Source organism: Burkholderia sp. 4NA327C6, from assembly GCF_005502655.1.
Classification (GTDB): Bacteria; Pseudomonadota; Gammaproteobacteria; order Burkholderiales; family Burkholderiaceae; genus Burkholderia; species Burkholderia contaminans.
In genome coordinates, this window is record NZ_SCNZ01000022.1 from 93,632 (window position 1) to 116,539 (window position 22,908).

Annotated in this window: 21 protein-coding genes; 13 read left to right on the forward strand and 8 right to left on the reverse strand. The window is 67.5% G+C overall.

Annotation, left to right across the window (positions count from 1 at the left end; genetic code table 11):
- Positions 1-25: 25 nt before the first annotated feature.
- The gene (fdx, locus tag FFS49_RS22370; protein WP_105816924.1) at positions 26-367 is read left to right on the forward strand and encodes an ISC system 2Fe-2S type ferredoxin; all 342 of its coding nucleotides are present in this window, start codon (positions 26-28) and stop codon (positions 365-367) included.
- A gap of 19 nt (positions 368-386) precedes the next feature.
- Positions 387-596 (forward strand): Fe-S cluster assembly protein IscX, encoded by a 210-nt coding sequence (gene iscX, locus FFS49_RS22375; RefSeq protein WP_039364760.1) that lies wholly within the window; start codon positions 387-389, stop codon positions 594-596.
- A gap of 137 nt (positions 597-733) precedes the next feature.
- Here the strand turns inward: iscX and FFS49_RS22380 are convergent, their stop codons facing one another.
- From FFS49_RS22380 to FFS49_RS22400, 5 genes are all read right to left on the reverse strand, one after another.
- Complete coding sequence (locus tag FFS49_RS22380; RefSeq protein WP_105816923.1) at positions 734-1,462, reverse strand: glycine zipper 2TM domain-containing protein; 729 nt, start codon at positions 1,460-1,462, stop codon at positions 734-736.
- A gap of 346 nt (positions 1,463-1,808) precedes the next feature.
- Positions 1,809-3,335 (reverse strand): lysine--tRNA ligase, encoded by a 1,527-nt coding sequence (lysS, locus tag FFS49_RS22385; protein ID WP_105816922.1) that lies wholly within the window; start codon positions 3,333-3,335, stop codon positions 1,809-1,811.
- Between the two features lie 82 nt (positions 3,336-3,417).
- Positions 3,418-4,522, reverse strand: a protein-coding gene (gene prfB / locus FFS49_RS22390) for a peptide chain release factor 2 (RefSeq protein ID WP_105816921.1) whose coding sequence is annotated in 2 segments (ribosomal slippage) — positions 3,418-4,440 and positions 4,442-4,522 — 1,104 coding nt in all. Because the reading frame shifts where the segments join, the coding sequence is not laid out codon by codon here.
- A 152-nt stretch (positions 4,523-4,674) separates the two neighbouring features.
- A complete protein-coding gene (gene recJ, locus FFS49_RS22395) occupies positions 4,675-6,372 on the reverse strand; it encodes a single-stranded-DNA-specific exonuclease RecJ (RefSeq protein WP_046546052.1) in 1,698 nt (565 codons plus the stop codon).
- Between the two features lie 14 nt (positions 6,373-6,386).
- Complete coding sequence (locus FFS49_RS22400) at positions 6,387-7,451, reverse strand: regulator (RefSeq protein ID WP_105816947.1); 1,065 nt, start codon at positions 7,449-7,451, stop codon at positions 6,387-6,389.
- A gap of 162 nt (positions 7,452-7,613) precedes the next feature.
- On the opposite strand from FFS49_RS22400, the gene FFS49_RS22405 reads away from it, so the two are divergent.
- The 9 genes from FFS49_RS22405 (at position 7,614) to ftsB (ending at position 18,690) form a co-directional block, all read left to right on the forward strand.
- Entirely contained in the window at positions 7,614-8,867 is a 1,254-nt protein-coding gene (locus FFS49_RS22405; protein WP_105816920.1) for a lipoprotein-releasing ABC transporter permease subunit, read from the forward strand.
- A 55-nt stretch (positions 8,868-8,922) separates the two neighbouring features.
- Positions 8,923-9,618 carry a lipoprotein-releasing ABC transporter ATP-binding protein LolD gene (lolD, locus tag FFS49_RS22410; protein WP_034174517.1) on the forward strand — a complete coding sequence of 232 codons (696 nt, stop codon included), beginning with the start codon at positions 8,923-8,925 and terminating at the stop codon, positions 9,616-9,618.
- A 67-nt stretch (positions 9,619-9,685) separates the two neighbouring features.
- Positions 9,686-10,474: a TatD family hydrolase gene (locus tag FFS49_RS22415; RefSeq protein WP_071334719.1), complete on the forward strand. Its 789-nt coding sequence runs from the start codon at positions 9,686-9,688 to the stop codon at positions 10,472-10,474.
- 57 nt (positions 10,475-10,531) lie between these two features.
- Positions 10,532-13,015: a DNA internalization-related competence protein ComEC/Rec2 gene (locus tag FFS49_RS22420; protein WP_105816919.1), complete on the forward strand. Its 2,484-nt coding sequence runs from the start codon at positions 10,532-10,534 to the stop codon at positions 13,013-13,015.
- Positions 13,016-13,256: 241 nt separating this feature from the next.
- Positions 13,257-14,102 carry an alpha/beta hydrolase gene (locus FFS49_RS22430; RefSeq protein ID WP_105816918.1) on the forward strand — a complete coding sequence of 282 codons (846 nt, stop codon included), beginning with the start codon at positions 13,257-13,259 and terminating at the stop codon, positions 14,100-14,102.
- Positions 14,103-14,283: 181 nt separating this feature from the next.
- Entirely contained in the window at positions 14,284-15,936 is a 1,653-nt protein-coding gene (locus tag FFS49_RS22435) for a CTP synthase (protein WP_046546046.1), read from the forward strand.
- A 2-nt stretch (positions 15,937-15,938) separates the two neighbouring features.
- Positions 15,939-16,793, forward strand: a complete 855-nt coding sequence (gene kdsA, locus FFS49_RS22440) for a 3-deoxy-8-phosphooctulonate synthase (RefSeq protein WP_046546045.1) — start codon at positions 15,939-15,941, stop codon at positions 16,791-16,793.
- A gap of 106 nt (positions 16,794-16,899) precedes the next feature.
- Positions 16,900-18,183, forward strand: a complete 1,284-nt coding sequence (gene eno / locus FFS49_RS22445) for a phosphopyruvate hydratase (RefSeq protein ID WP_011352544.1) — start codon at positions 16,900-16,902, stop codon at positions 18,181-18,183.
- An 81-nt stretch (positions 18,184-18,264) separates the two neighbouring features.
- Positions 18,265-18,690: a cell division protein FtsB gene (gene ftsB / locus FFS49_RS22450; RefSeq protein ID WP_039364737.1), complete on the forward strand. Its 426-nt coding sequence runs from the start codon at positions 18,265-18,267 to the stop codon at positions 18,688-18,690.
- 90 nt (positions 18,691-18,780) lie between these two features.
- Here the strand turns inward: ftsB and FFS49_RS22455 are convergent, their stop codons facing one another.
- The 3 genes from FFS49_RS22455 to FFS49_RS22465 all read right to left on the reverse strand — a co-directional run bounded on the left by FFS49_RS22455 (position 18,781) and on the right by FFS49_RS22465 (position 20,778).
- Complete coding sequence (locus FFS49_RS22455; protein ID WP_071334715.1) at positions 18,781-19,143, reverse strand: hypothetical protein; 363 nt, start codon at positions 19,141-19,143, stop codon at positions 18,781-18,783.
- Between the two features lie 134 nt (positions 19,144-19,277).
- Positions 19,278-20,228, reverse strand: coding sequence for an Hsp33 family molecular chaperone HslO (hslO, locus tag FFS49_RS22460; RefSeq protein WP_039364732.1), 951 nt, complete (start codon positions 20,226-20,228; stop codon positions 19,278-19,280).
- Between the two features lie 25 nt (positions 20,229-20,253).
- Positions 20,254-20,778, reverse strand: coding sequence for a gamma carbonic anhydrase family protein (locus tag FFS49_RS22465; protein WP_039364730.1), 525 nt, complete (start codon positions 20,776-20,778; stop codon positions 20,254-20,256).
- Between the two features lie 148 nt (positions 20,779-20,926).
- Here FFS49_RS22465 and FFS49_RS22470 point away from each other — a divergent pair, with 148 nt between their 5' ends.
- Positions 20,927-21,784, forward strand: a complete 858-nt coding sequence (locus tag FFS49_RS22470; RefSeq protein ID WP_105816917.1) for a ferritin-like domain-containing protein — start codon at positions 20,927-20,929, stop codon at positions 21,782-21,784.
- Between the two features lie 178 nt (positions 21,785-21,962).
- Positions 21,963-22,853 (forward strand): alpha/beta hydrolase, encoded by an 891-nt coding sequence (locus tag FFS49_RS22475; RefSeq protein WP_071334712.1) that lies wholly within the window; start codon positions 21,963-21,965, stop codon positions 22,851-22,853.
- The last annotated feature ends 55 nt before the right edge of the window (positions 22,854-22,908 follow it).

Consider the following 22,908-nt stretch of genomic DNA (forward strand, 5'->3'; position numbering starts at 1 on the left):
CCGCACCCTGACTGACGGAACGGACATGCCTCAACTGGTGGTGCTGCCTCACGTCGAACTGTGCCCGGATGGCGCAGTGATCGACGCGACGCCCGGCAAGAGTATCTGCGACAACCTGCTCGAACACGGGATCGAGATCGAGCATGCATGCGAGAAGTCGTGCGCGTGCACGACGTGCCACGTGGTGATCCGCGAAGGCTTCAACGATCTGATGCCGTCCGAGGAGGACGAGGACGATCTGCTGGACAAGGCGTGGGGCCTCGAGCCGACGTCGCGCCTGTCGTGCCAGGCGATCGTGAAGGAAGATTCGGACCTGGTGGTCGAGATTCCGAAGTACTCGATCAACCACGCGAAGGAAAACCACTGACAGGAACCGGAGGCAGGCGATGAAATGGACCGATTCGCGTGAAATTGCCATTGCGCTGGCGGACAAGCACCCGGACATCGACCCGCAGCGGATCAATTTCGTCGACCTGCGCCAGTGGGTGCTCGAGCTCGACGGCTTCAACGACGATCCGAAGCACTCCGGCGAGAAGATCCTCGAAGCGATCCAGGCTCACTGGATCGATGAATCGGATTTCGACGACGAAGACTGAACCTGGCGGCGGCCGCAACGGCGCAGCCGGCCGGCAATGAAAAACGGCTCGTGAGCCATTGCTCACGAGCCGTTTTCGTTTTCGGGCGCCTGCCCGCGCACGACATGCGGGCAGGGGGGGGCGACGCGATCAGGCGATTACGCTCCAACCAGCGTGCCGTTCTCGATCCGCACGCGCTGGCCCTGGCCGAACGGCGGCGGGTTGTGGTACGTGAACGTGCGCGTCGCGCCGTTCTCCATCTGCACTTGCACCTGATAGTCGGTTTCCGCGCGCACCTGCTTTTCGACCTGGTTGCCGGCGAGGCCGCCACCCAGCGCGCCGATGATCGTCATCGCGGTGCGGCCGTTGCCGTGACCGAACTGGTTGCCGAGCAGGCCGCCGGCTGCAGCGCCGCCCACGGCGCCGATCCCCGAGCTCTGGCCCGGCGTGCGCGTCTGCGAGATCGCGACGATCGTGCCGCAGCTCTGGCAGTAGCTCTGGACCGGCGCCGACGGCTGCTGCGCATATTGCGGCGGCTGCGGTGCCGTCGTGTGACGGCGATGCGGCGCGGCCGGGCGCGGCGCGGGCTTCGGTTCAGTCTGCGCGACGGCGGCCTTCTGCTGCGCGGCGGCCTGTTCGGCTGCCTGCTGCTGGGCTTGCGCGGCCAGCGCAGCACTGGCGGCCGCGGCCGTATCGACGGCCGGCTGCGATGCGATCAGCGCGGCCTGGGTCTGACCGTTCTGTGCATTGTTGCTGTTGGCCTTCGGGAAGATCCCCGTGATCGCTGCCGTCGCTGCGAGGCTGGCGACGATGACGGCGCCGGCGGCGGTGGCGATGAGCGGGTGGAGGCGTTGCTTTTGCGGCGTGGTCTGATTCTGGCTGTCCATTTTTTTCTCCGGTGTCGATCCGGGGCGGCACTGCGGGCCGGACCGGATCCCACGCTCGGGAGCGAGCAGACCTGGCGTTCCTGCGCCTGGTTCTGGTCCCGTGGTCATGCGTGGTGACGCAACAGGAGTGTCATCCACCGGCGCGCGGCGCACCGTATCAAGGTGTAACGAATTGCAGCGGGGTGCACGCGCTCATGGCAGGGAAAACCCGCAGAACGCAGGCGCGGCGAGGGAATAAAACGGGGCAGGATTGAAAGCCGGCGAACGCCGGATGGCGGGACTTACGCGTCGTTACAAAGCTGACGCGTGCGCGCCGCAGGGCGCGGCGCACACGCGGGCGCGGCGATCAGTCTTCGCGGCGCAGGTGGGGGAACAGCAGCACGTCGCGGATCGTCGGGCTGTCGGTCAGCAGCATCACGAGACGGTCGATGCCGATCCCGCAGCCGCCGGTCGGGGGCATCCCGTATTCGAGCGCGCGGATGTAGTCGGCATCGAAGAACATCGCTTCCTCGTCGCCTGCGTCCTTCTGCTCGACCTGCTTCTTGAAGCGCGCGGCCTGGTCTTCCGGATCGTTCAGCTCCGAGAAGCCGTTCGCGATTTCGCGGCCGGTCATGAACAGCTCGAAACGCTCGGTGATGCCCGGCACCGTATCCGATGCGCGTGCGAGCGGCGACACCTCGACCGGGTAGTCGATGATGAAGGTCGGCTCCCACAGTTGCGCTTCGGCCGTTTCCTCGAACAGTGCGAGCTGCAGCGCACCGATGCCTGCGTTCAGGAACGCCGGCTGCGACACGTCGACGCCGAAGCGCTTCAGCTCGGTGCGCAGGAATGCGTCGTCCGACAGCTGGCCGTCGGTGTAGTCCGGCGCGTACTTCTGGATCGCCTGCGTGATCGTCAGGCGGTGGAACGGCTTCGCGAGGTCGAGCTCGCGGCCCTGGTACTGGATCGTCGCGGTGCCGAGCGCATCGATCGCCGCCTGGCGGATCAGCTGCTCGGTGAAGTCCATCAGCCAGCGGTAGTCGGTGTACGCGGCGTAGAACTCCATCATCGTGAATTCCGGGTTGTGACGCGGCGACACGCCTTCATTCCGGAAGTTGCGGTTGATTTCGAACACGCGTTCGAAGCCGCCGACGATCAGGCGCTTCAGGTACAGCTCCGGCGCGATGCGCAGGAACATCTGCATGTCGAGCGCGTTGTGATGCGTGACGAACGGCTTCGCGGCCGCGCCGCCCGGGATCGGGTGCAGCATCGGCGTCTCGACTTCCATGAACTCGGCGTTGTCCATGAACTTGCGGATCGACGCGATCGTCTTGGTGCGGGCGCGGAACGTGTCGCGCGTTTCCGGCGTGACGATCAGGTCGACGTAGCGCTGGCGGTAGCGCATTTCCTGGTCCGACAGGCCGTGGAACTTGTCCGGCAGCGGGCGCAGCGCCTTCGACAGCAGGCGCAGCTCCTTGCACTGGACCGACAGCTCGCCCTTGTTGGTGCGGAACAGCACGCCGCGCGCGGCGACGATGTCGCCGAGGTCCCACTTCTTGAACGCGTCGTAGGTTTCCGCGCCGACGTCGTTAGGCGTCACGAAGAACTGGATCTGGCCCGAACCGTCCTGCACCGTCGCGAAGCTTGCCTTGCCCATCACGCGCTTGAGCATCATGCGGCCGGCGACCGACACCTCGACCGGGTTCGCTTCGAGCGTGGCCTTGTCCGAGTCGGCGAATTTCGCCTGCAGGTCGGCGGCGTGGTGCTCGGGCCGGAAATCGTTCGGGTAGGCGACGCCTTGCTCGCGCAGGGCGCGCAGCTTCTCGCGGCGCTCAGAGATGATCTGGTTTTCGTCCGCGGTGACGGCGGGCTGCGTTTGGGTCGGTTCGGTCATGATGGTCGGAATTCGGAGTGGGTGCGGCAACGCAAACGGGAAGGGCAAGGGGGCGCGACCCGGCAGGGTCGCGCCGCGGCGCTTACACGCCCTGTTTGAGGCTCGCGCTGATGAAGTCGTCGAGGTCGCCGTCGAGGACGGCTCGCGTGTTGCTCATTTCGACGTTCGTGCGCAGGTCCTTCACGCGGCTCTGGTCGAGCACGTACGAACGGATCTGGTGGCCCCAGCCCACATCGGTCTTGCTCGATTCGAGCTTGTCCTGTTCGGCCTGGCGCTTGCGCATTTCAACTTCGTACAGGCGCGATTTCAGCATCGCCATCGCTTCGGCGCGGTTGCGGTGCTGCGAGCGGTCGTTCTGGCACTGCACGACGATACCGGTCGGCATGTGCGTGATCCGCACCGCGGAGTCGGTCTTGTTGATGTGCTGACCGCCCGCGCCCGACGCGCGGTACGTGTCGATGCGCAGGTCGGCCGGGTTGATCTCGACTTCGATCGAGTCGTCGATTTCCGGGTAGACGAACACCGACGAGAACGACGTGTGGCGGCCGCCCGACGAGTCGAACGGCGACTTGCGCACCAGGCGGTGAATGCCCGTTTCGGTGCGCAGGAAGCCGTACGCGTATTCGCCCGTGACCTTGACCGTCGCGTTCTTGATGCCGGCGACGTCGCCGTCGGACTCTTCGAGCACTTCGGCCTTGAAGCCCTTGCGTTCGCAGTAGCGCAGGTACTGGCGCAGCAGCATCGACGCCCAGTCGCACGCCTCGGTGCCGCCGGCGCCGGCCTGGATGTCGATGAAGCAGTTGTTCGGGTCGGCCGGGTTCGAGAACATCCGGCGGAACTCGATGTCACCCACGCGTGCCTCGAGCTTGGCAGCGTCTTCTTCCGACGCGACGAGCGTGTCCTCGTCGCCTTCCTCGCGAGCCAGCTCGAACAGGTCGAGTGCGTCGCGCAGGTCGCCATCGAGCGCGGTCAGCGTCGTGACGACGCCTTCGAGCAGCTTCTTCTCGCGACCGAGCGCCTGGGCGTTCTTCGAATCGTTCCAGACGTTCGGGTCTTCGAGTTCCTTGTTGACTTCGGTCAGACGCGCAGCTTTGGCGTCGTAGTCAAAGATACCCCCGGAGCTCGCCCGCGCGGTTGCGCAGGTCGAGCAGGGAGCTTTCGATCGCGTTGAGACGTTCCGCTTCCATGATCGTTCGCTATTCTTGCTTCGTAAAAAAGCGGAATTATAGCCGATCGGCGGGGTTGCCCGGTGACGCAAACGGTGCTCGCACGCGCGCCGCGGCCCCGTCCGGCGCGGCGTGCATGCAGCGCCGGGCATTGCGGGCCGGGCGGCCCGCGCTCAGCCGGCCGCGTGTTCGACGATCAGCTGGACGCGCGTGACGCCGTTCCACGTGTCGGCGACGAGGCGGTAGGCGACCAGCGCGCTCTCCGGCAGCGGCTCCGTGTGGTTGAACCAGATCGCATTGAAGCGCTGCCGGCCGCGCGCCAGCTGCAGCTTCAGATGCTTTTCCTTCACGAGCGACTGCGACACGACGTCGAATTCGCCCGAGAAAAGCGGGGCCGGAAAACCTTGCCCCCAGACGGCCTCGTCGAGCAGCCCGACGAACTGCGGCGTGAAGTACGCGTCCTCGAGTTCGCCGTCGGTTTCGATCACGCGGGCGAGCGCGTCGTCGGACAGCCATTCGCGCGCGACGGCCTCGAACGCGGCCGCGAAGCGCGGCACGTTCTCGGTGTCGAGCGTGAGGCCGGCCGCCATCGCGTGGCCGCCGAACGCGACGATCAGGTCCGGTTCGCGTTTCGACACGAGGTCGAGCGCGTCGCGCAGGTGGAAGCCCGGAATCGAGCGGCCCGAGCCCTTGACCCGCTTGCCTTCGTCGTCCGCGTGCGCAAACGTGAACGACGGGCGGTGAAATTTTTCCTTGAGCCGGCCGGCGACGATGCCGATCACGCCCTGGTGCCACTCGGGGTTGAAGAGGGTGATCGTGCACGCGTCGGCCGGATCGACGTCGGCGAGATCGGCGAGCGCCTGCTGCTGCATGCCGGCTTCGATTTCGCGGCGTTCGCGGTTCATCACGTCGAGCTGCTGCGCGAGATCCCACGCGCGGCCGATATCGTCGGTGATCAGGCACTCGATGCCGAGCGACATGTCGGACAGCCGCCCGGCGGCGTTCAGGCGCGGGCCGAGGCCGAAGCCGAGGTCGAAGCCCGATGCCGTGCGCGCTTCGCGCGCGGCGGCGCGGAACAGCGCGGCGACGCCTGGCTGCATGCGGCCGTTGCGGATGCGCTGCAGCCCCTGCGCGACCAGCACGCGATTGTTGCCGTCGAGCCGCACGACGTCGGCGACGGTGCCGAGCGCGACGAGGTCGAGCAGGCCGTCGAGACGCGGCTCGGCTTCCTTGCTCGCGAACGCACCGCGGCGACGCAGCTCGGCGCGCAGTGCGAGCAGCACGTAGAACATCACGCCGACGCCGGCGAGGTGCTTGCTCGGGAACGCGCAGCCGGGCTGGTTCGGGTTGACGATCGCGCGCGCGGCCGGCAGCGCGTCGCCGGGCAGGTGGTGGTCGGTCACGAGCACGTCGATCCCGCGCGCGTTCGCGGCTTCGACGCCCGTCACGCTCGCGATGCCGTTATCGACGGTGATCAGCAGGTCGGGCTTGCGCGCGGCGGCGAGTTCGACGATCTCGGGCGTGAGGCCGTACCCATATTCGAATCGGTTCGGCACCAGGTAGTCGATCTGCGCGCCGAACATCCGCAGGCCGCGCACCGCGACTGCGCACGCGGTTGCCCCGTCGCAGTCGTAGTCGGCGACCACGAGCAGGCGCCGCTTGTCGGCGATCGCGTCGGCGAGCAGCGAGGCAGCGTCGGCGCAGCCTTTCAGCTCGGTGGGCGGAACGAGTCGCGCCAGCGCGGTCTCGATGTCGGCGGGGGACTGCACGCCGCGCGACGCGTACAGGCGTGCAAGGACGGGATGCAGGCCATGGCGCGCGAGCACTTCGGCGTCGGCGGGCGCGACGGGACGGGTAACGATCCGGGTCATTCGGGGTCTGCTTGTTATTCGAACAGGGAGGCCAGCGCGCGGCGGCGCCAGAACTTGCGCAGGTCGCCGCGCGTCGCGTGCAGCGTCACGGAGCTCGTATCGCCGCACAGCGTGAAATCGACGCTCGCGAGCTCGCCGTTCTGCAGCGCGGCAAGGGCCGGCGCGAACCAGTCGCGCTCGAGCGCGGCGAGCCCGTCGTGCCAGCGTGCCCAGTCCTGCTCGATGAACGGGGTGGTCAGCACCGGCAGTTCGACGAGCGTCGCGCCATCGGTGGCGGGCAGCGCGCCGAACGCGGCCGGCGGCGCGCCGGCGTCGGCTTGCGCGGCGCGCGCGAGGCCCAGCGCCGCAGGCGACACGGACAGCACGCGCGCGAACGGCTTGCCGACCGGCTTCAGCGTGCCCTGCGCATGGAACCAGATCGAATTGACGGCCGGCATGCCACGCGCCTCGCGGGCCTCGTTGACCGGGTGCTGGAACCATGCCATCTGCACTTCGTTCTGCAGCTTCATCCACATCCGCGAGCGCTCGCCCGTGTGGGCCTCGTGCGGCAGCCAGATCTCGATGTTGCGGCCGCTCGCGCGCAGCGGTGCGGCGCCGGCGAGGCGAGCGAGCTGCTCGCTCGACAGGTACCAGCGTGACGGGTTCGGTGCCTCGAGCCGGACGCCGAGTTCTTCGATCAGCGGCCGCGCGACCGCGAGCAGCGCGGCTGCGTCGCCTTCGTCGAGTGCGAGGGCCGCCGGGTCGACGAGCACCAGGTGATCGTGCGCGATTTCGACGTGGACGGGTTCGACGCAGGCCCACACTTGCGCGCCGGGGGCGCCGCCGTCCGCCAGCAGCATGTAGGGCGCGAGCGGCGCCTCGTCCGCGGCGTTGCCCTGGGTGGCGCCGAACTGGCGGGCCAGCCAGCGCTCGTGCGGCAGCGTGCGCTGGAAGTCCTCGCCGGCCACGCGCTCGACGAGGCTGGCGCGGGCGAGCAACTTTTCGAGCGCGGGGCTGTCCAGCGTGTGCAGGGACGAGGCCGCATCGGCCGCCGACGGCAGCGCGAACGGAACGAGAAAATGGAGGCGTCGGTCGTGCATGATGGTGCGCATTGTATGGCAAACTGCGCGCGTGATCGGGCCGGCTGACGGCCCGTTCGCGTCCGGCGGCCGTTTTTCGACCGTGCCCGGGCCGGTGGCCGCCACCGGGCGGCGGTCCGGCCGCGGGGTGCCTCCCCGCCGTAACCAGCAGAAAGGATTCGCTTGAAACTTCCGTACGAATGGCAGATCGGCTGGCGCTACACGCGCGCCGGCAAACGCACGACCGGTAACGGCTTCATTTCCTTCATCGCGCTCGTGTCGATGCTCGGGATCGCGCTCGGCGTCGCGGCGCTGATCGTCGTGCTGTCGGTGATGAACGGCTTCCAGAAGGAAGTGCGCGACCGCATGCTGTCGGTGCTCGCGCACGTCGAGGTGTTCTCGCCGACGGGCTCGATGCCCGACTGGCAACTGACCGCGCAGGAAGCGCGGCGCAATTCGTCGGTGATCGGCGCGGCGCCGTACGTCGACGCGCAGGCGCTGCTCACCCGCCAGGACGCGGTCAGCGGCGTGATGCTGCGCGGCGTCGAGCCCACGCTCGAGCCGCAGGTGTCGGACATCGGCAAGGACATGAAGGCGGGCCAACTGGCTGCGCTGGTGCCGGGCCAGTTCGGCATCGTGCTCGGCGATGCGCTCGCGGGCAATCTCGGCGTGACGGTCGGCGACAAGGTCACGCTGGTCGCGCCGGAAGGATCGATCACGCCGGCCGGCATGATGCCGAGGCTGAAGCAGTTCACGGTCGTCGGCGTGTTCGAGTCCGGGCACTACGAATACGACAGCACGCTCGCGATGATCAACATCCGCGACGCCGAGGCGCTGTTCCGGATGGCCGCGCCGACCGGCGTGCGGTTGCGGCTGAAAGACATGCAGAAGGCGCCGGACGTGGCGGTCGAGTTGTCGCATACGCTGTCGGGCAGCCTGTACATCCGCGACTGGACCCAGCAGAACAAGACGTGGTTCTCGGCTGTGCAGATCGAGAAGCGGATGATGTTCATCATCCTTACGCTGATCATCGCGGTGGCCGCGTTCAACCTCGTGTCGTCGCTCGTGATGACGGTGACCAACAAGCAGGCCGACATCGCGATCCTGCGCACGCTCGGCGCGCAGCCGGGGTCGATCATGAAGATTTTCGTCGTGCAGGGCGTGACGATCGGCTTCGTCGGCACGGCGTCGGGCGTTGCGCTCGGCTGCCTGATCGCGTGGAGCATCCCGTGGCTGATCCCGATGATCGAACACCTGTTCGGCGTGCAGTTCCTGCCGCCGTCCGTGTACTTCATCAGCGAGCTGCCGTCCGAACTCGTCGCGAGCGACGTGATCCGGATCGGGCTGATCGCATTCGCGCTGTCGGCGGTCGCGACGCTCTATCCGAGCTGGCGCGGCGCGAAGGTGAAGCCGGCGGAGGCGCTCCGCTATGAATGATCGCGCGACCGCATTAGCGGATTCACGACAACACAACAAACAGGATTCGGCAGGTATGCAGGAATACGTGCTTCAGGCGCGCGGGATCACGAAGGCATTCGTGCAGGGCGGCTTCAACGTGCAGGTGCTCAACAATACCGAGCTGACGGTGCGGCGCGGCGAGAAGCTCGCGGTCGTCGGCGCGTCGGGTTCCGGCAAAAGCACGCTGCTGCACGTGCTGGGCGGGCTCGACGAGCCAAGTGCGGGCGAGGTGTCGCTGCTCGGCAAGCCGTTCACGCAACTCGCCGAGCGCGAGCGCAACGAACTGCGCAACCGTGCGCTCGGTTTCGTCTACCAGTTCCATCACCTGCTGCCCGAGTTCACCGCGCTCGACAACGTCGCGATGCCGCTGCGCATTCGCCGGATGACGACCGAGGACGCGCGCGAGCAGGCCCAGGCGATGCTCGAGCGCGTCGGTCTCGGCCCGCGTGCGAAGCACCGGCCGGGCGAGCTGTCGGGCGGCGAGCGGCAGCGCGTGGCGATCGCGCGCGCGCTGGTCACGAAGCCCGCGTGCGTGCTCGCCGACGAGCCGACCGGCAACCTCGACGGCACGACGGCCGATACGGTGTTCAACCTGATGCTCGAGCTGTCCGAGACGCTCGAAACGAGCTTCGTGATCGTCACGCACGATCCCGATCTCGCCGCGCGCTGCGACCGCATCATGCGGCTGCGCGACGGCGTGCTGCACGAGGAGCCGGCGCTGCCGGTGTAAGAAGCGAACGCGCATGGCCTGCTGCCGGGGTGGTCCCGGTGCGGCGCCAGGGCGCAGGACTGCCGCCATGTGGATCGATACGCACTGCCATCTCGACGCCGCCGAGTTCGACGCCGACCGCGACGCGGTCGCGCACGCGGCGCGCGCGGCCGGCGTGTCGCGCATCGTGATCCCGAGCGTCGGGCGCGACAACTTCACGACGGTACGCGAACTCGCGCAACGTACGCCGGGCGCGGTCTACGCGTTGGGCATCCATCCGATGTATACGCCACGCGCACGCGACGAGGATCTCGACCTGCTGCGCATGGAGATCGAGGCGAGCCTCGACGATCCGCGCTTCGTCGCGATCGGCGAGATCGGCCTCGACTATTTCGTGCCGGGGCTCGACGAAGAGCGGCAGCAGTTCTTCTACCAGGGGCAGCTCAAGCTGGCGCGCGAATTCGACCTGCCCGTGCTGTGCCACGTGCGCAAGTCGCAGGATCGCGTGCTGGCCGGACTGCGCCGTGTGGGCGTGCGGCGCGGCATCGCGCATGCGTTCAACGGCAGTTTCCAGCAGGCCGAAGCGTTTCTCGCGCAAGGGCTGCATCTCGGTTTCGGCGGCAACGTGACCTTCTCGCGCGCGCTGCAGATCCGCCGGCTCGCGACGGAGTTGCCGCTCGACGCGCTCGTCGTCGAGACCGACGCACCCGACATCGCGCCCGAATGGGCGTACAAATCCCGCAACACACCCGACCAGGTGCCTCGCATCGGCGACGTGCTCGCCGAACTGCGCGGGCTCGACGCCGGCGCGGTGTCCCTATGCACTTCGGCTAACGCGCTCGCCGCGCTGCCGCGACTCGCACTTTCGTCCGCATAATCGTTGCCCTGAGGCGCCGCGTTCTCGATGGCGGCGTCGGGTCGACGAGGAGGGGCGATGCGCGTGTGGTGGATCGCGTTCGCGCTCGGCGTGGTCGTACTGCAGCGGCAGGCGGCGCTGCCGGGTGCGCTCGCATGGACGATCGGTGTGGCCGGGCTCGCGGGTTGCGCGGTGCTGAGCGTGTGGTGCATGCGTCGCCGGCGTACGCGCAGGACCGCCATGTTCGGATGGATGCTGTGTGCGCTCTCGGCGTGCGATGCAGGGTTCGGTTACGCGGCCGCACGGGCAGAATGGCGGCTGCGCGATAGCCTGCCCGTCGAATGGGAAGGGCGCGACATCGTCGTCACCGGCGTGATTCGCGGGCTGCCCGTGATCGACGAGACAGGCGCGCGGTTGCTGTTCGCGGTCGAGTCGAACGATGCGGGGCTGGCCCGTTTTCCGCCGTTGATCCGGCTTTCGTGGCGCGCGTATGGCGCATCGGCGACACGCGATCCGCTTCCCGACCTGCGCGCCGCACAGCGCTGGCGTTTCGTCGTGCGCCTGAAGCGCCCGCATGCCGAGGCCAATCCGGGTGTGCGCGACAGCGAGGCGGCGTGGCTGGCCGCAGGCATACGCGCGATCGGTTATGTCAGCGCGCCCCGGCGGGCGGAAATGCTCGATGCGCGTGCAGCGGGATGGCTTGCGTCGATCGATCGGCTGCGCGACGTGCTGCGCACGCGTATCGGCGAGTCGCTCGGCAGCGACGCCGGTCATCGCGGCATCGTCGCCGCGCTCGCGATCGGCGACCAGTCCGGCATCGGCGACGACGACTGGCACGTGCTGCGCAGCACGGGCACGAGCCACCTGGTCGCGATTTCCGGCTTGCATGTCGGGCTCGTCGGCGCGATCGCGGGCGGGCTCGTGTCGATGGTCTGGCGCCGCCTGCGCTGGCGCACACGGGCTGCAACGCTCGCGTTTCCGGCACCGTACGCGGCCGCGCTCGCCGCGCTGGCGGCCGCGGGCGGCTATGCGGCGCTGGCGGGCTTCAACGTGCCGGCGCAGCGCGCGTGGTGGATGATCGCGACCGGCGGCATCGCATATCTGGCCGGGCGCAGCGTACCGACTTCCGCGGTGCTGTGCGCGTCGCTCGGCGGCGTGCTGCTTGCCGACCCGTGGGCCGTGCTGTCGGCCGGATTCTGGCTGTCGTTCGGGGCGGTCGCCGTGATCCTGCTGGCCATCGCCGGCTGGCGTGCCGCGCGCGAGGCCGATGTGGAAGGCGAGGAGGGCGACGGCACGGCCGGCTTGTCGAGCCGGTTGCGCGGGTGGGGGGCACGCGCCGCGCGCCGTATCGCCGAGGCCACGCGCGTGCAGTACGCGGTGACGATCGGTCTCGCACCGCTCACGGCCGCATGGTTCGCGCAGATATCCCTGTCGGGCCCGTTCGGCAACGCGTTCGCGATTCCGTGGGTCAGCTCGGTCGTGACGCCCGTCGTGCTGGCCGGCATCGCGCTGCCCGCGCCGTTCGATGCATACGCGTTCCGGCTAGCGCACGCGGCGCTCGAACCGATGATGACGCTGCTCGGCTACCTCGCCGACTGGCCGGCCGGCGTGTTCTGGCTGCGCATGCCCGACTGGCCGGTGCTGGTGCTGGCCTGCGTGGGCGTCGCATGGGCGCTGATGCCGCGCGGCTGGCCGTTGCGCTGGGCGGCCCCGATCACGTGGCTGCCGCTCGTCGCGCCGGCGTCTGATGCGCCGCCGCCGGGCGGCTTCCGGCTGACCGTTTTTGACGTCGGGCAGGGTGCGTCGGTGCTGGTGGAGACTGCGCGGCGCACCTTGCTGTTCGATGCGGGGCCGGGCGCGGAGTCGACCCACGCGGGCGCGCGGATCGTCGCGCCGGCGTTGCGTGCACGCGGCATCGCGGTGATCGACTCGCTCGTGCTCAGTCACGCGGATGCCGATCACGCGGGCGGTGCACCGGCCGTCTATGCGGCAGCCGACGTGCGCCAACTGCTGGCCGGCATCGTGCCGAACAGCCGGTTGTGGCGCGATGCGGCCGCCGCCGGCGTCGCCGACCGGCTGCCGTGCGCGGCCGGGCAGCGCTGGACCTGGGACGGCGTCGCGTTCACTATGCTGTGGCCGCAAGGCGGCCCGGGCGCGGGCTCGTCGAACGGGCGGTCGTGCGTGCTGCGCATCGACGCGGGCGAGACGTCCGCGCTGCTGACGGGCGACGTCGATGCGCGCGGCGAACGCCGGCTCGTGGACGCTGCGCGCGACGCGCTGGCCGCGCAGATCCTGGTCGTTCCGCACCACGGCAGCCGTACGTCGTCGGTCGAGCCTTTCCTCGATTCGGTCGGGCCGCGCGTCGCGGTATTTCCTGTAGGCTATCGCAATCGTTTCGGGCATCCGCACCGGACGGTGCTCGCCCGTTACGCGGCGCGCGGGATCCCGCTGCCGCGCACCGATCGCGACGGCGCCGTGCGGTTCGACGTCGCGCCGGCTGACGGCGGGTTTGCCTTCGAGCGTCATCGCGACGTTCGGCGACGGTACTGGATGGATCGGTGAGCGCGGCGTAAGCCGGCGTATCAAAATAAAGATGGCCCGGGATCCGCGCTCAATGCCGAAGCGTGGGCCCGGCAGAACGCGAAGCATGGGACGAGAGTAAGGGCTAAAGCACTAACTGTCGTCGACCGCCAAGCATGGGACCGGAGTAAGCGCTGAAGCGCCAACTCGGGTCGACCGCCAAGCATGGGACGACAGTAAGTGCTAAAGCACTAACTGTCGTCGACAAAGGAGACATCGGCGTTTGAAGGACATCCTCCACTTCTCGCATGCGAACGGCTTTCCGGCGTCGACGTACCGCACGATCTTCGCCGAGCTGGCCGACGACTACGAGCTGCGCTACATCGAACGGATCGGCCACGACCGCCGCTACCCGGTGACGCGCGACTGGCCGCATCTCGTCGAGCAACTGCTCGACGACATCGGCAGCCGCTACGAGCGTCCCGTCTGGCTCGTCGGCCATTCGCTCGGCGGCTACCTGTCGCTGATGGCCGCGCTGAAGAAACCGCAATGGGTGCGCGGCGTCGTGATGATCGATTCGCCGATCATCGCGGGCTGGCGCGCCGGCGCATTGCGCGCGAGCCAGTGGGCGGGGCTCGACGAGCGGCTGTCGCCGGCCGCCGCGACACGCAACCGGCGTACGCACTGGGTAAGCCGTGACGAAGTCTGGCGGCACTTCCGCGAGAAACCGGCATTCGCCCGCTGGGACGAACGGATGCTGGCCGACTACATCGACTACGGGATTCCACAGACCGGTGCCGACGGCGAGCGCTCGCTCGCGTTCGACCGGCAGGTCGAATACCTGATCTACCGGACGCTGCCGCACACGCTCGGCCCGCGGCTCGCGCATGGCGCGCCGGTGCCGCTCGGCTTTCTCGCCGGCACGCGTTCGCGCGAAGTGCGCCAGGTCGGGCTCGATGCGACACGCCGCGCGGCGCGCGGCCGCGTCGAATGGCTGGAAGGCAGCCACCTGTTTCCGATGGAGCGGCCGCTCGAGACCGCCCGCGCATTGCAGCGGATGCTGAATTCGCTGAAGGCCGCGGAGGGCGATGTGGCGCAGGGCGTCACATCGCTCGCGAAGCGCGCCTGAAGCACGGTTTCGCGGCCGGGGCGCCGCCTCCGGCACGCACGGTTGCACCGGCCGGCGGGCGGTTTCGCCCCGGCGCGCACGGCTGGTGCGGGTCGACGCGAAAGGGCAGGATCATCACGCCAATTGCTGAGAGAAGGGCGGGCTTTACGGTATAATCCGTTTTTCCCGCGAGCATCCAGCGATGACCAAATATGTTTTCGTCACCGGCGGCGTAGTTTCTTCCCTTGGCAAGGGTATTGCCGCCGCTTCTCTCGCCGCGATCCTCGAATCGCGCGGTCTGAAAGTCACCCTCCTCAAACTCGATCCCTACATCAACGTCGACCCCGGCACGATGAGCCCGTTCCAGCACGGCGAAGTGTTCGTGACGGAAGACGGAGCGGAGACCGACCTCGACCTCGGCCACTATGAGCGCTTCATCAGCACGAAGATGCGCAAGGCCAACAACTTCACGACCGGCCAGATCTACGAATCGGTGATCCGCAAGGAACGCCGCGGCGACTATCTCGGCAAGACCGTGCAGGTCATTCCGCACATCACGAACGAAATCCAGGCGTTCATCGAGCGCGGGGCCGCGTCGGCCACCTGCGGTGAGCCGGATGTCGCGATCGTCGAGATCGGCGGCACGGTCGGCGACATCGAGTCGCTGCCGTTCCTCGAAGCCGCGCGCCAGATGAGCCTGCGCCTCGGCCGCAACAGCGCGTGCTTCGTGCACCTGACGCTGGTGCCGTACGTCGCGACGGCCGGCGAGCTGAAGACGAAGCCGACCCAGCACAGCGTGCAGAAGCTGCGCGAGATCGGCATCCTGCCGCACGTGCTGCTGTGCCGTGCCGACCGCCGCATTCCGGACGACGAATCGAAGAAGATCTCGATGTTCTCGAACGTGCCGGAAGACGCCGTGATCTCGGTGTGGGACGCCGACAGCATCTACAAGATTCCGCAGATGCTGCACGACCAGGGCCTCGATCGCATCATCTGCGAGGAACTGAAGCTGTCGCCGAAGGACGCCGACCTGACCATGTGGTCGGAGCTCGTCGAGAAGCTCGAGAACCCGAAGCACGAAGTGACGATCGGCATGGTCGGCAAGTATGTCGACCTGACCGAGTCGTACAAGTCGCTGATCGAAGCGCTGCGCCACGCATCGCTGCACACGTCGACCAAGGTCAACATCGAATACATCGACTCGGAAGAGATCGAGACGAACGGTGTCGACAGCCTGAAGCATCTCGACGCCGTGCTGGTGCCGGGCGGTTTCGGCCGTCGCGGCACGGAAGGCAAGATCGCGGCGATCCGCTACGCGCGTGAAGCGAAGGTGCCGTATCTCGGCATCTGCCTCGGCATGCAGCTCGCGGTGATCGAGTTCGCGCGCGACGTCGTCGGCCTGAAGCAGGCGAACAGCACGGAATTCGAGCCGGACACGCCGGAACGCGTGGTCGCGCTGATCACCGAATGGTACGACCGCGACGGCAAGGTCGAGACGCGCACCGAGGAGTCCGATCTCGGCGGCACGATGCGCCTGGGTTCGCAGCGCTGCCCGATCAAGCCGGGCACGATGGCGGAAGAGATCTACGGCAAGGACGTGAACGAGCGCCATCGCCACCGTTATGAAGTCAATAACCGCTTCGTGCCCCAGCTCGAAGCCGGCGGCCTTATCATCAGCGCCCGTACCCCGAGCGAGGATCTGCCGGAAATGATGGAGCTGCCGCGTTCGATGCACCCGTGGTTCGTCGGCGTCCAGTTCCACCCGGAATTCACGTCCACGCCGCGTGACGGCCACCCCCTCTTCAAGTCGTTCGTCGAAGCTGCGCTTGTCAACAAGCAAGCGCGCGGAGTGTAAGCATGAAGCTGTGCGATTTCGAGGTCGGTCTCGACAAGCCTTTCTTCCTGATCGCGGGTACCTGCGTCGTCGAATCGGAGCAAATGACGATCGACACGGCGGGCCGCCTGAAGGAGATCTGCGCGAAGCTGAACATTCCGTTCATCTACAAGTCGTCCTACGACAAGGCGAACCGCAGCTCGGGCAAGTCGTTCCGTGGCCTCGGAATGGACGAGGGCCTGCGGATCCTGTCCGAGGTGAAGCGCCAGCTCGGCCTGCCGGTGCTGACCGACGTGCATTCGATCGAGGAGATCGAGCAGGTCGCGTCGGTCGTCGACGTGCTGCAGACGCCGGCGTTCCTGTGCCGCCAGACCGATTTCATCCATGCGTGCGCGCGCTCGGGCAAGCCCGTCAACATCAAGAAGGGCCAGTTCCTCGCGCCGCACGACATGAAGAACGTGATCGACAAGGCGCGCGAAGCGGCTCGTGAAGCGGGGCTGTCGGAAGACCGCTTCATGGCGTGCGAGCGCGGTGTCTCGTTCGGCTACAACAATCTGGTGTCGGACATGCGTTCGCTCGCGATCATGCGCGAGACGAGCGCGCCGGTCGTGTTCGATGCGACCCACTCGGTGCAACTGCCGGGCGGGCAGGGCACGAGCTCGGGCGGTCAGCGCGAATTCGTACCGGTGCTCGCACGTGCGGCGGTCGCGACGGGCGTCGCGGGCCTGTTCATGGAGACGCACCCGAATCCGGCCGAGGCAAAGTCGGATGGCCCGAACGCGGTGCCGCTGAACCGGATGAGCGCGCTGCTGGAGACCCTCGTCACGCTCGACCAGGCGGTGAAGCGCAATCCGTTCCTGGAAAACGATTTCAATTAAAGATCGAATGAACCTTGCGACGGCTTCGCGCGTCAGTAGCGAAAGCGGTTCGGGTGCGCGCGCCGTCGCAGTTTGAAGAATCCATCGTCATTCTCAGAGGAAACCCATGAGTGCAATCGTAGATATCATCGGCCGCGAGATTCTGGATTCGCGCGGCAACCCCACCGTCGAATGCGACGTGCTGCTCGAATCGGGCACGATGGGCCGCGCGGCGGTGCCGTCGGGCGCGTCCACCGGCTCGCGTGAAGCGATCGAACTGCGCGACGGCGAAGCCGGCCGCTACAACGGCAAGGGCGTGCTGAAGGCAGTCGAGCATATCAACACCGAAATCTCCGAAGCCATCATGGGCCTCGACGCGTCGGAACAGGCGTTCCTCGACAAGACGCTGCTCGAGCTGGACGGCACCGACAACAAGTCGCGCCTCGGCGCGAACGCGATGCTGGCCGTGTCGATGGCCGTCGCGAAGGCAGCCGCCGAAGAGGCAGGCCTGCCGCTGTACCGCTACTTCGGCGGTTCGGGTGCGATGCAACTGCCGGTGCCGATGATGAACATCGTCAACGGCGGCGCGCACGCGAACAACAGCCTCGACATCCAGGAATTCATGATCGTCCCGGTGAGCCAGCCGACGTTCCGTGAAGCCCTGCGTTGCGGCGCGGAAGTGTTCCACGCACTGAAGAAGATCCTGAGCGACCGCGGCATGAGCACGGCAGTCGGCGACGAAGGCGGCTTCGCGCCGAACTTCGGCAGCAACGACGAGTGCCTGTCGACGATCCTGCAGGCAATCGAGAAGGCCGGCTACCGTGCGGGCGAAGACGTGCTGCTCGCGCTCGACTGCGCGGCATCCGAGTTCTACCACGACGGCAAGTACCAGCTCGCGGGCGAAGGCCTGCAACTGTCGTCGGCCGAATTCACCGACTACCTCGCGACGCTCGCCGACAAGTTCCCGATCGTGTCGATCGAGGACGGCATGCACGAAAGCGACTGGGAAGGCTGGAAGCTGCTGACCGATCGCCTCGGCAAGAAGGTGCAGCTGGTCGGCGACGACCTGTTCGTCACGAACACGCGCATCCTGAAGGAAGGCATCGAGAAGGGCATCGCGAACTCGATCCTCATCAAGATCAACCAGATCGGTACGCTGACCGAAACGTTCGCGGCGATCGAAATGGCGAAGCGCGCGGGCTACACGGCCGTGATCTCGCACCGCTCGGGCGAAACCGAAGATTCGACGATCGCGGACATCGCGGTCGGCCTGAACGCCGGTCAGATCAAGACGGGTTCGCTGTCGCGCAGCGACCGCATCTCGAAGTACAACCAGCTGCTGCGCATCGAGGAAGATCTCGGCGACATCGCAAGCTACCCGGGTAAATCGGCTTTCTATAACCTGCGCTAACGCGCTACTATCGGGTTCGTCATATCGACGCCGCTCTGTGCATGTGCGCGGAGCGGCGCTTCTTATATCTGCGGTTCTTACATGCGGCTTGTCACTGTCGTCCTGATTGCCTTGCTGGCGCTCATTCAGTACCCCCTATGGTGGGGACACGGCGGCTGGCTGCGGGTGCATGAATTGCGTCAGCAGCTTGACGATCAGCTCCGGAAGAACGCGGACGAGAAGCTGCGCAACGAGCGCACCGCAGGCGAAGTGCAGGATCTGCAGGGCGGCACTGCGGCCATCGAAGAGCGCGCGCGCTACGAGATGGGCATGGTGAAGGATGGCGAAGTGTTCGTGCAGTTCGTGTCGCCGAATGCGCCTGCCGTACCGCTGAACAACACGCCGTCGAATACGTCGACGCGCGGCGCCGTCTCCGCGGCACCGGTGCGTGTCGTGCCGAATCCGCAGTCGATCGCGAAGCCGTCGCGGCATCATGGCGGCGACAAGGGCAAGGCCGCGCATCACTGAGGCACGATTGCTCGAACCCATTGAAAAAGCGCGGGAAATGCCGCGCTTTTTTATTTCCTGCCGGTAGTCAATCGGCTGAGCGATGCACGCTCACCACCACCATCCCGGGTAGCCGTAGCTGATGCCCGAGCCCCAGCGATTGCCCCATCCGCCGTAATACCCGCCGTAGACCGTCACCGGCGGTGGCGAGTAATAGGCCCATGCGCGCGCGGCGGCCTCGGCGGCCATCGCATTGTTCTGTTCGCGCAGCACCTGCTGGTCGATCTCGTCGTAGCGCTTGCGCTCGGCGCTCGACAGCGCGGGCGGCTGGCCGCCCGATGCCCCGGGTTCGGGCAGGCGGCTCAGGATCGTGGAAGTCGGCGGCGGCATCGCGCAGCCGGCCAGCGCGAGCGTGCCGGCGGCAACGGTTGTCAGGACGATGGTGCGGAACGGACGATGAAGCGGGCGATTCATGTGTTTCTCCTGCAGCGCGCCGACGACGGGAAGCGGCTTGCGCCGAAGTGCGCGACTTCGGCGCCGGAGCCTTGCGTGCGACGCTCGTGCGTCATTATGCGCCCATGCCCGGACGACAGGCATCGGGCCATAGATCAGTGACGCTGCTCGGTCGCGGGCGCGATGCCCGTCTCGACGCCGGGTGCCGCGAACAGCTGCGCGACGTCGACCGGATCGAATTCATAGCGCTGGTTGCAGAACTCGCAATGAATCTCGACATGGCCGCGCTCGACGATCACGCTGTCGACTTCTTCACGGCCGAGCATGCGCAGCATCGCGCCGACCTTCTCGCGCGAGCACGAGCACTGGAAACGCGTGCCGGCCGGTTCGAAGTGCTGCACGTTTTCCTGCCAGAACAGCCGGCGGAACACGACTTCCGGTTCGACCTCGAGCAGTTCCTGGGCGGACAGCGTGCCGCCGAGCGTGCACACGCGCTCCCACGTATCGGTATCGGTTTCGGCATTACGCGGCACGATGCCGCCGTCGCCCGGCAGCTTCTGCAGCAGCATGCCCACCGCGCGGTCGCGATCGGCCGCGAGCCACATCCGCGTGTCGAGCTGCTCCGAGTGATGCATGTAATGCTCGAGCACCTGCGAGACGGATTCAAGCGGGCCGTCGACACCGTTCAGCGGCACGATGCCCTGGTACGGCTGCTGGCCCGGCAGCTTGTCGGCAGGATCGAGCGTGATCACGCAGCGGCCGTGGCCGCTCGCGTTGACGAGCGACGCGAAGCGCGTGTCGTCGCCGATCGTCTGGGCGGAGTCGCCGGCGAACTTCGCGGTGGCCCGCATCGACAGATCCGAGCCGCACTGGACGACCAGCATCTGGACAGGCCCGTCGCCGAAGATCTGCATGATCAGGGTGCCGTTGAATTTCAGGTTCGCGGACAGCAGCGCGCACGCGGCCATCATCTCGCCGAGCACCGTGCGCACGGGGGCAGGGTAGTCGCGGCGGGCGAGCACTTCCTGCCACGTATTGCGCAGCGAAACGATCTCGCCGCGCACGGGCGCCGCATTGAACATGAATTTCTGTAACTGGTCGCTCACTCTTCTTCCTTGAAATCCGTGCGAATCACCCGATCCGCACGAGTTGCTCCTTGAAATGCGCACGCCGCTCGACGTACGTCTTCGCGTTCGTGCGCAGCCGCGCAATGTCTTCCGCCGACAGCTCGCGCACGACTTTCGCCGGTGCGCCGAGAATCAGCGAGTTGTCCGGGAACGCCTTGCCTTCCGTCACGACCGCGCCGGCACCAACCAGACAGTTGCGGCCGATGACCGCTCCATTCAAGACCACCGCCTGGATACCGACCAGCGAACCTTCGCCGATCGTGCAGCCGTGCAGCATGGCCTGGTGCCCGATCGTCACGTTTTCGGCAATCGTCAGCGGAAAGCCAGGGTCCGTGTGCAAAACCGCGCCTTCCTGGACGTTGCTGCCTGCACCGACGGTGATCGTCTCGTTGTCGCCGCGAATCGTCGCGCCGAACCAGACGCTCGCGTTCTCCTCGAGCACGACCTTGCCGATGATGGCCGCCGTATCGGCGACGAATACGCTTTCGTGGATCGTCGGGGCCGTATCGCCCAGCTTGTAGATCGTCACGGAGTCTCCTTGTCTCTTCGATGAAGGGCGCCGGTAGAATGGCGCGTCTGGTTTGCCCGGCGCATGCGCATGTGCCGCGCAACAATCGCCTATTGTAAACCGTCGCGTGCGTGCGCTCTCGCGATGCGCCCGCAGGGTGTCCCCGTTTATGAGCATGGAGTCTTCTTCTTTCGGCAATGCGTCGGCCTGTGTGCGCCGCGCCGCGCTCGAGGCGCTGCGTGACGCCGAACCAGCGGCCAAGGCCGCCCAGGTGCGCGCGCTCTACGATGCGCTGCTGGCCGGGCAGGCGGCGATCGCGCCGTCGCTCGAATTGCCCGACCCGGCCGATCTGCCCGGGCGTCCGGCGCGCCCGCCGCTCGTCGAACCGCGCCAGCTCGAGCGGCGCAGCATGCGTTCGCCGGAAGGGCGCGCCGTGCTGCTGCACGCGCTTGCCCATATCGAGTTCAATGCGATCAACCTGGCGCTCGACGCGGTCTGGCGCTTCGCGGGCCTGCCGGCCCCGTTCTACGCGGACTGGCTGAAGGTCGCGGCCGAGGAGGCCTATCACTTCACGTTGCTGTCCGACCGCCTGGCGGCATTCGGGCATGCGTACGGCGATTTTCCCGCGCACAACGGTCTGTGGGAGATGTGCGAGCGGACCAAGGGCGACGTGCTGGCGCGCATGGCGCTCGTGCCGCGCACGCTCGAGGCCCGCGGGCTCGACGCGTCGCCGCCGATTCGCGCGCGGCTCGTGCAGGCGGGCGACGATGCGTCGGCCGCGATCCTCGACGTGATCCTGCGCGACGAAATCGGCCACGTCGCAATCGGCAACCGCTGGTTCCGGCATCTGTGCGACGAAGCCGGCCGCGATCCCGTGCCGACCTACCGGCAGCTCGCCGAGCAGTACCATGCGCCGCGGCTGCGCGGCCCGTTCAATTTCGATGCGCGCCGCGATGCCGGATTCGAGCAGGCCGAACTCGACGAACTGGCCGCGCAGGACGTGGCGGAGGGCGGCGCGCCACGCTAGCCGGCTCGCGTTCGGCCGCGCTTCGACCGCCGCCTGCCGTCCCGGGTGCCCGGGACATGGCGCTTCCCGGTGGTCCCGGGCGCACGCGCGCCGCTAGAGCAGCGCCTCGATTGCCGGACGCCGGAAAGCAGGCGTCGCCGCTATAATCGAACGATCATTCTTTTTTCTGGCGGCTGCAATGAGTGCGTCGAGTTCTGTTTCCGATTTCGTCACGGTGCGCGGCGTCCAGCTGCACGTTCGGCGCTGGGGCCGGCCCGATGCGCCGACGCTGTTCATGCTGCACGGCTGGATGGACGTCGCGGCGTCGTTCCAGTTCGTCGTCGATGCGCTCGCGGGCGACTGGCAGGTGATCGCGCCCGATGCGCGCGGTTTCGGGCTGTCCGACTGGCCGGTCGCGCGGCAGGGCGGCGGCCATTACTGGTTCCACGAGTACCTGGGCGACCTCGATGCGCTCGTCGACCACTATGCGCCGGCCGGCGAAGTCAACCTGGTCGGGCACAGCATGGGCGCGAACGTCGTGTGCCTGTATGCCGGCGTGCGGCCGGAGCGCGTGCGGCGCGTGGTCGATCTCGAGGGTTTCGGGCTGGCGCCGGCGCGGGCCGAGCAGGCGCCGCGCCGGCTGCGCGGCTGGCTGGACGAACTGCGCGAACCGCCCGTGCTGCGCCCTTATGCGTCCCTCGACGACGTGGCGGCGCGCCTGACCAAGACCAATCCGCGGCTCGACCCGCGCCGTGCGGCGTTCCTTGCCGCGCACTGGTCGAAGCGCGGCGACGACGGCCTGTACCACCTGCTGGCCGACCCTGCGCACAAGATGCCTGGCCCGCAGCTGTACCGGCTCGACGAAGTGATGGCCACCTGGGCGCAGGTGCGCGCGAAGGTGCTGCACGTCGAAGCCGTCAATTCGCCGACGCTGGCACACATCGCCGGCGACATTCCGCTCCCGGAATTCAAGGCGCGCTTCAACGCGTTCCCCGACTGGCGCGAGAAGCTCGTCGAGGATGCGGGCCATATGGTCCATCACGACCAGCCCGAGCAGATTGCGGCGCTGATCGAGGCGTTCTGCGCGTAAGCGCGCGGCGGCAGCGGCGGGGCGCGCGGGCGGCGCATTGCCGCGTTGCAGTAGA

Bases quoted from the DNA above. Each gene is read 5' to 3' on its own strand.
- lysS (WP_105816922.1), bottom strand. From the start codon at position 3,335: ATGACCGAACCGACCCAAACGCAGCCCGCCGTCACCGCGGACGAAAAC.
- FFS49_RS22475 (WP_071334712.1), top strand. From the start codon at position 21,963: ATGAGTGCGTCGAGTTCTGTTTCCGATTTCGTCACGGTGCGCGGCGTC.
- FFS49_RS22415 (WP_071334719.1), top strand. From the start codon at position 9,686: ATGTGGATCGATACGCACTGCCATCTCGACGCCGCCGAGTTCGACGCC.
- ftsB (WP_039364737.1), top strand. From the start codon at position 18,265: ATGCGGCTTGTCACTGTCGTCCTGATTGCCTTGCTGGCGCTCATTCAG.
- kdsA (WP_046546045.1), top strand. From the start codon at position 15,939: ATGAAGCTGTGCGATTTCGAGGTCGGTCTCGACAAGCCTTTCTTCCTG.
- recJ (WP_046546052.1), bottom strand. From the start codon at position 6,372: ATGACCCGGATCGTTACCCGTCCCGTCGCGCCCGCCGACGCCGAAGTG.
- FFS49_RS22455 (WP_071334715.1), bottom strand. From the start codon at position 19,143: ATGAATCGCCCGCTTCATCGTCCGTTCCGCACCATCGTCCTGACAACC.
- FFS49_RS22400 (WP_105816947.1), bottom strand. From the start codon at position 7,451: ATGCACGACCGACGCCTCCATTTTCTCGTTCCGTTCGCGCTGCCGTCG.
- iscX (WP_039364760.1), top strand. From the start codon at position 387: ATGAAATGGACCGATTCGCGTGAAATTGCCATTGCGCTGGCGGACAAG.
- fdx (WP_105816924.1), top strand. From the start codon at position 26: ATGCCTCAACTGGTGGTGCTGCCTCACGTCGAACTGTGCCCGGATGGC.
- lolD (WP_034174517.1), top strand. From the start codon at position 8,923: ATGCAGGAATACGTGCTTCAGGCGCGCGGGATCACGAAGGCATTCGTG.
- FFS49_RS22420 (WP_105816919.1), top strand. From the start codon at position 10,532: ATGCGCGTGTGGTGGATCGCGTTCGCGCTCGGCGTGGTCGTACTGCAG.
- FFS49_RS22380 (WP_105816923.1), bottom strand. From the start codon at position 1,462: ATGGACAGCCAGAATCAGACCACGCCGCAAAAGCAACGCCTCCACCCG.
- FFS49_RS22435 (WP_046546046.1), top strand. From the start codon at position 14,284: ATGACCAAATATGTTTTCGTCACCGGCGGCGTAGTTTCTTCCCTTGGC.
- FFS49_RS22470 (WP_105816917.1), top strand. From the start codon at position 20,927: ATGAGCATGGAGTCTTCTTCTTTCGGCAATGCGTCGGCCTGTGTGCGC.
- eno (WP_011352544.1), top strand. From the start codon at position 16,900: ATGAGTGCAATCGTAGATATCATCGGCCGCGAGATTCTGGATTCGCGC.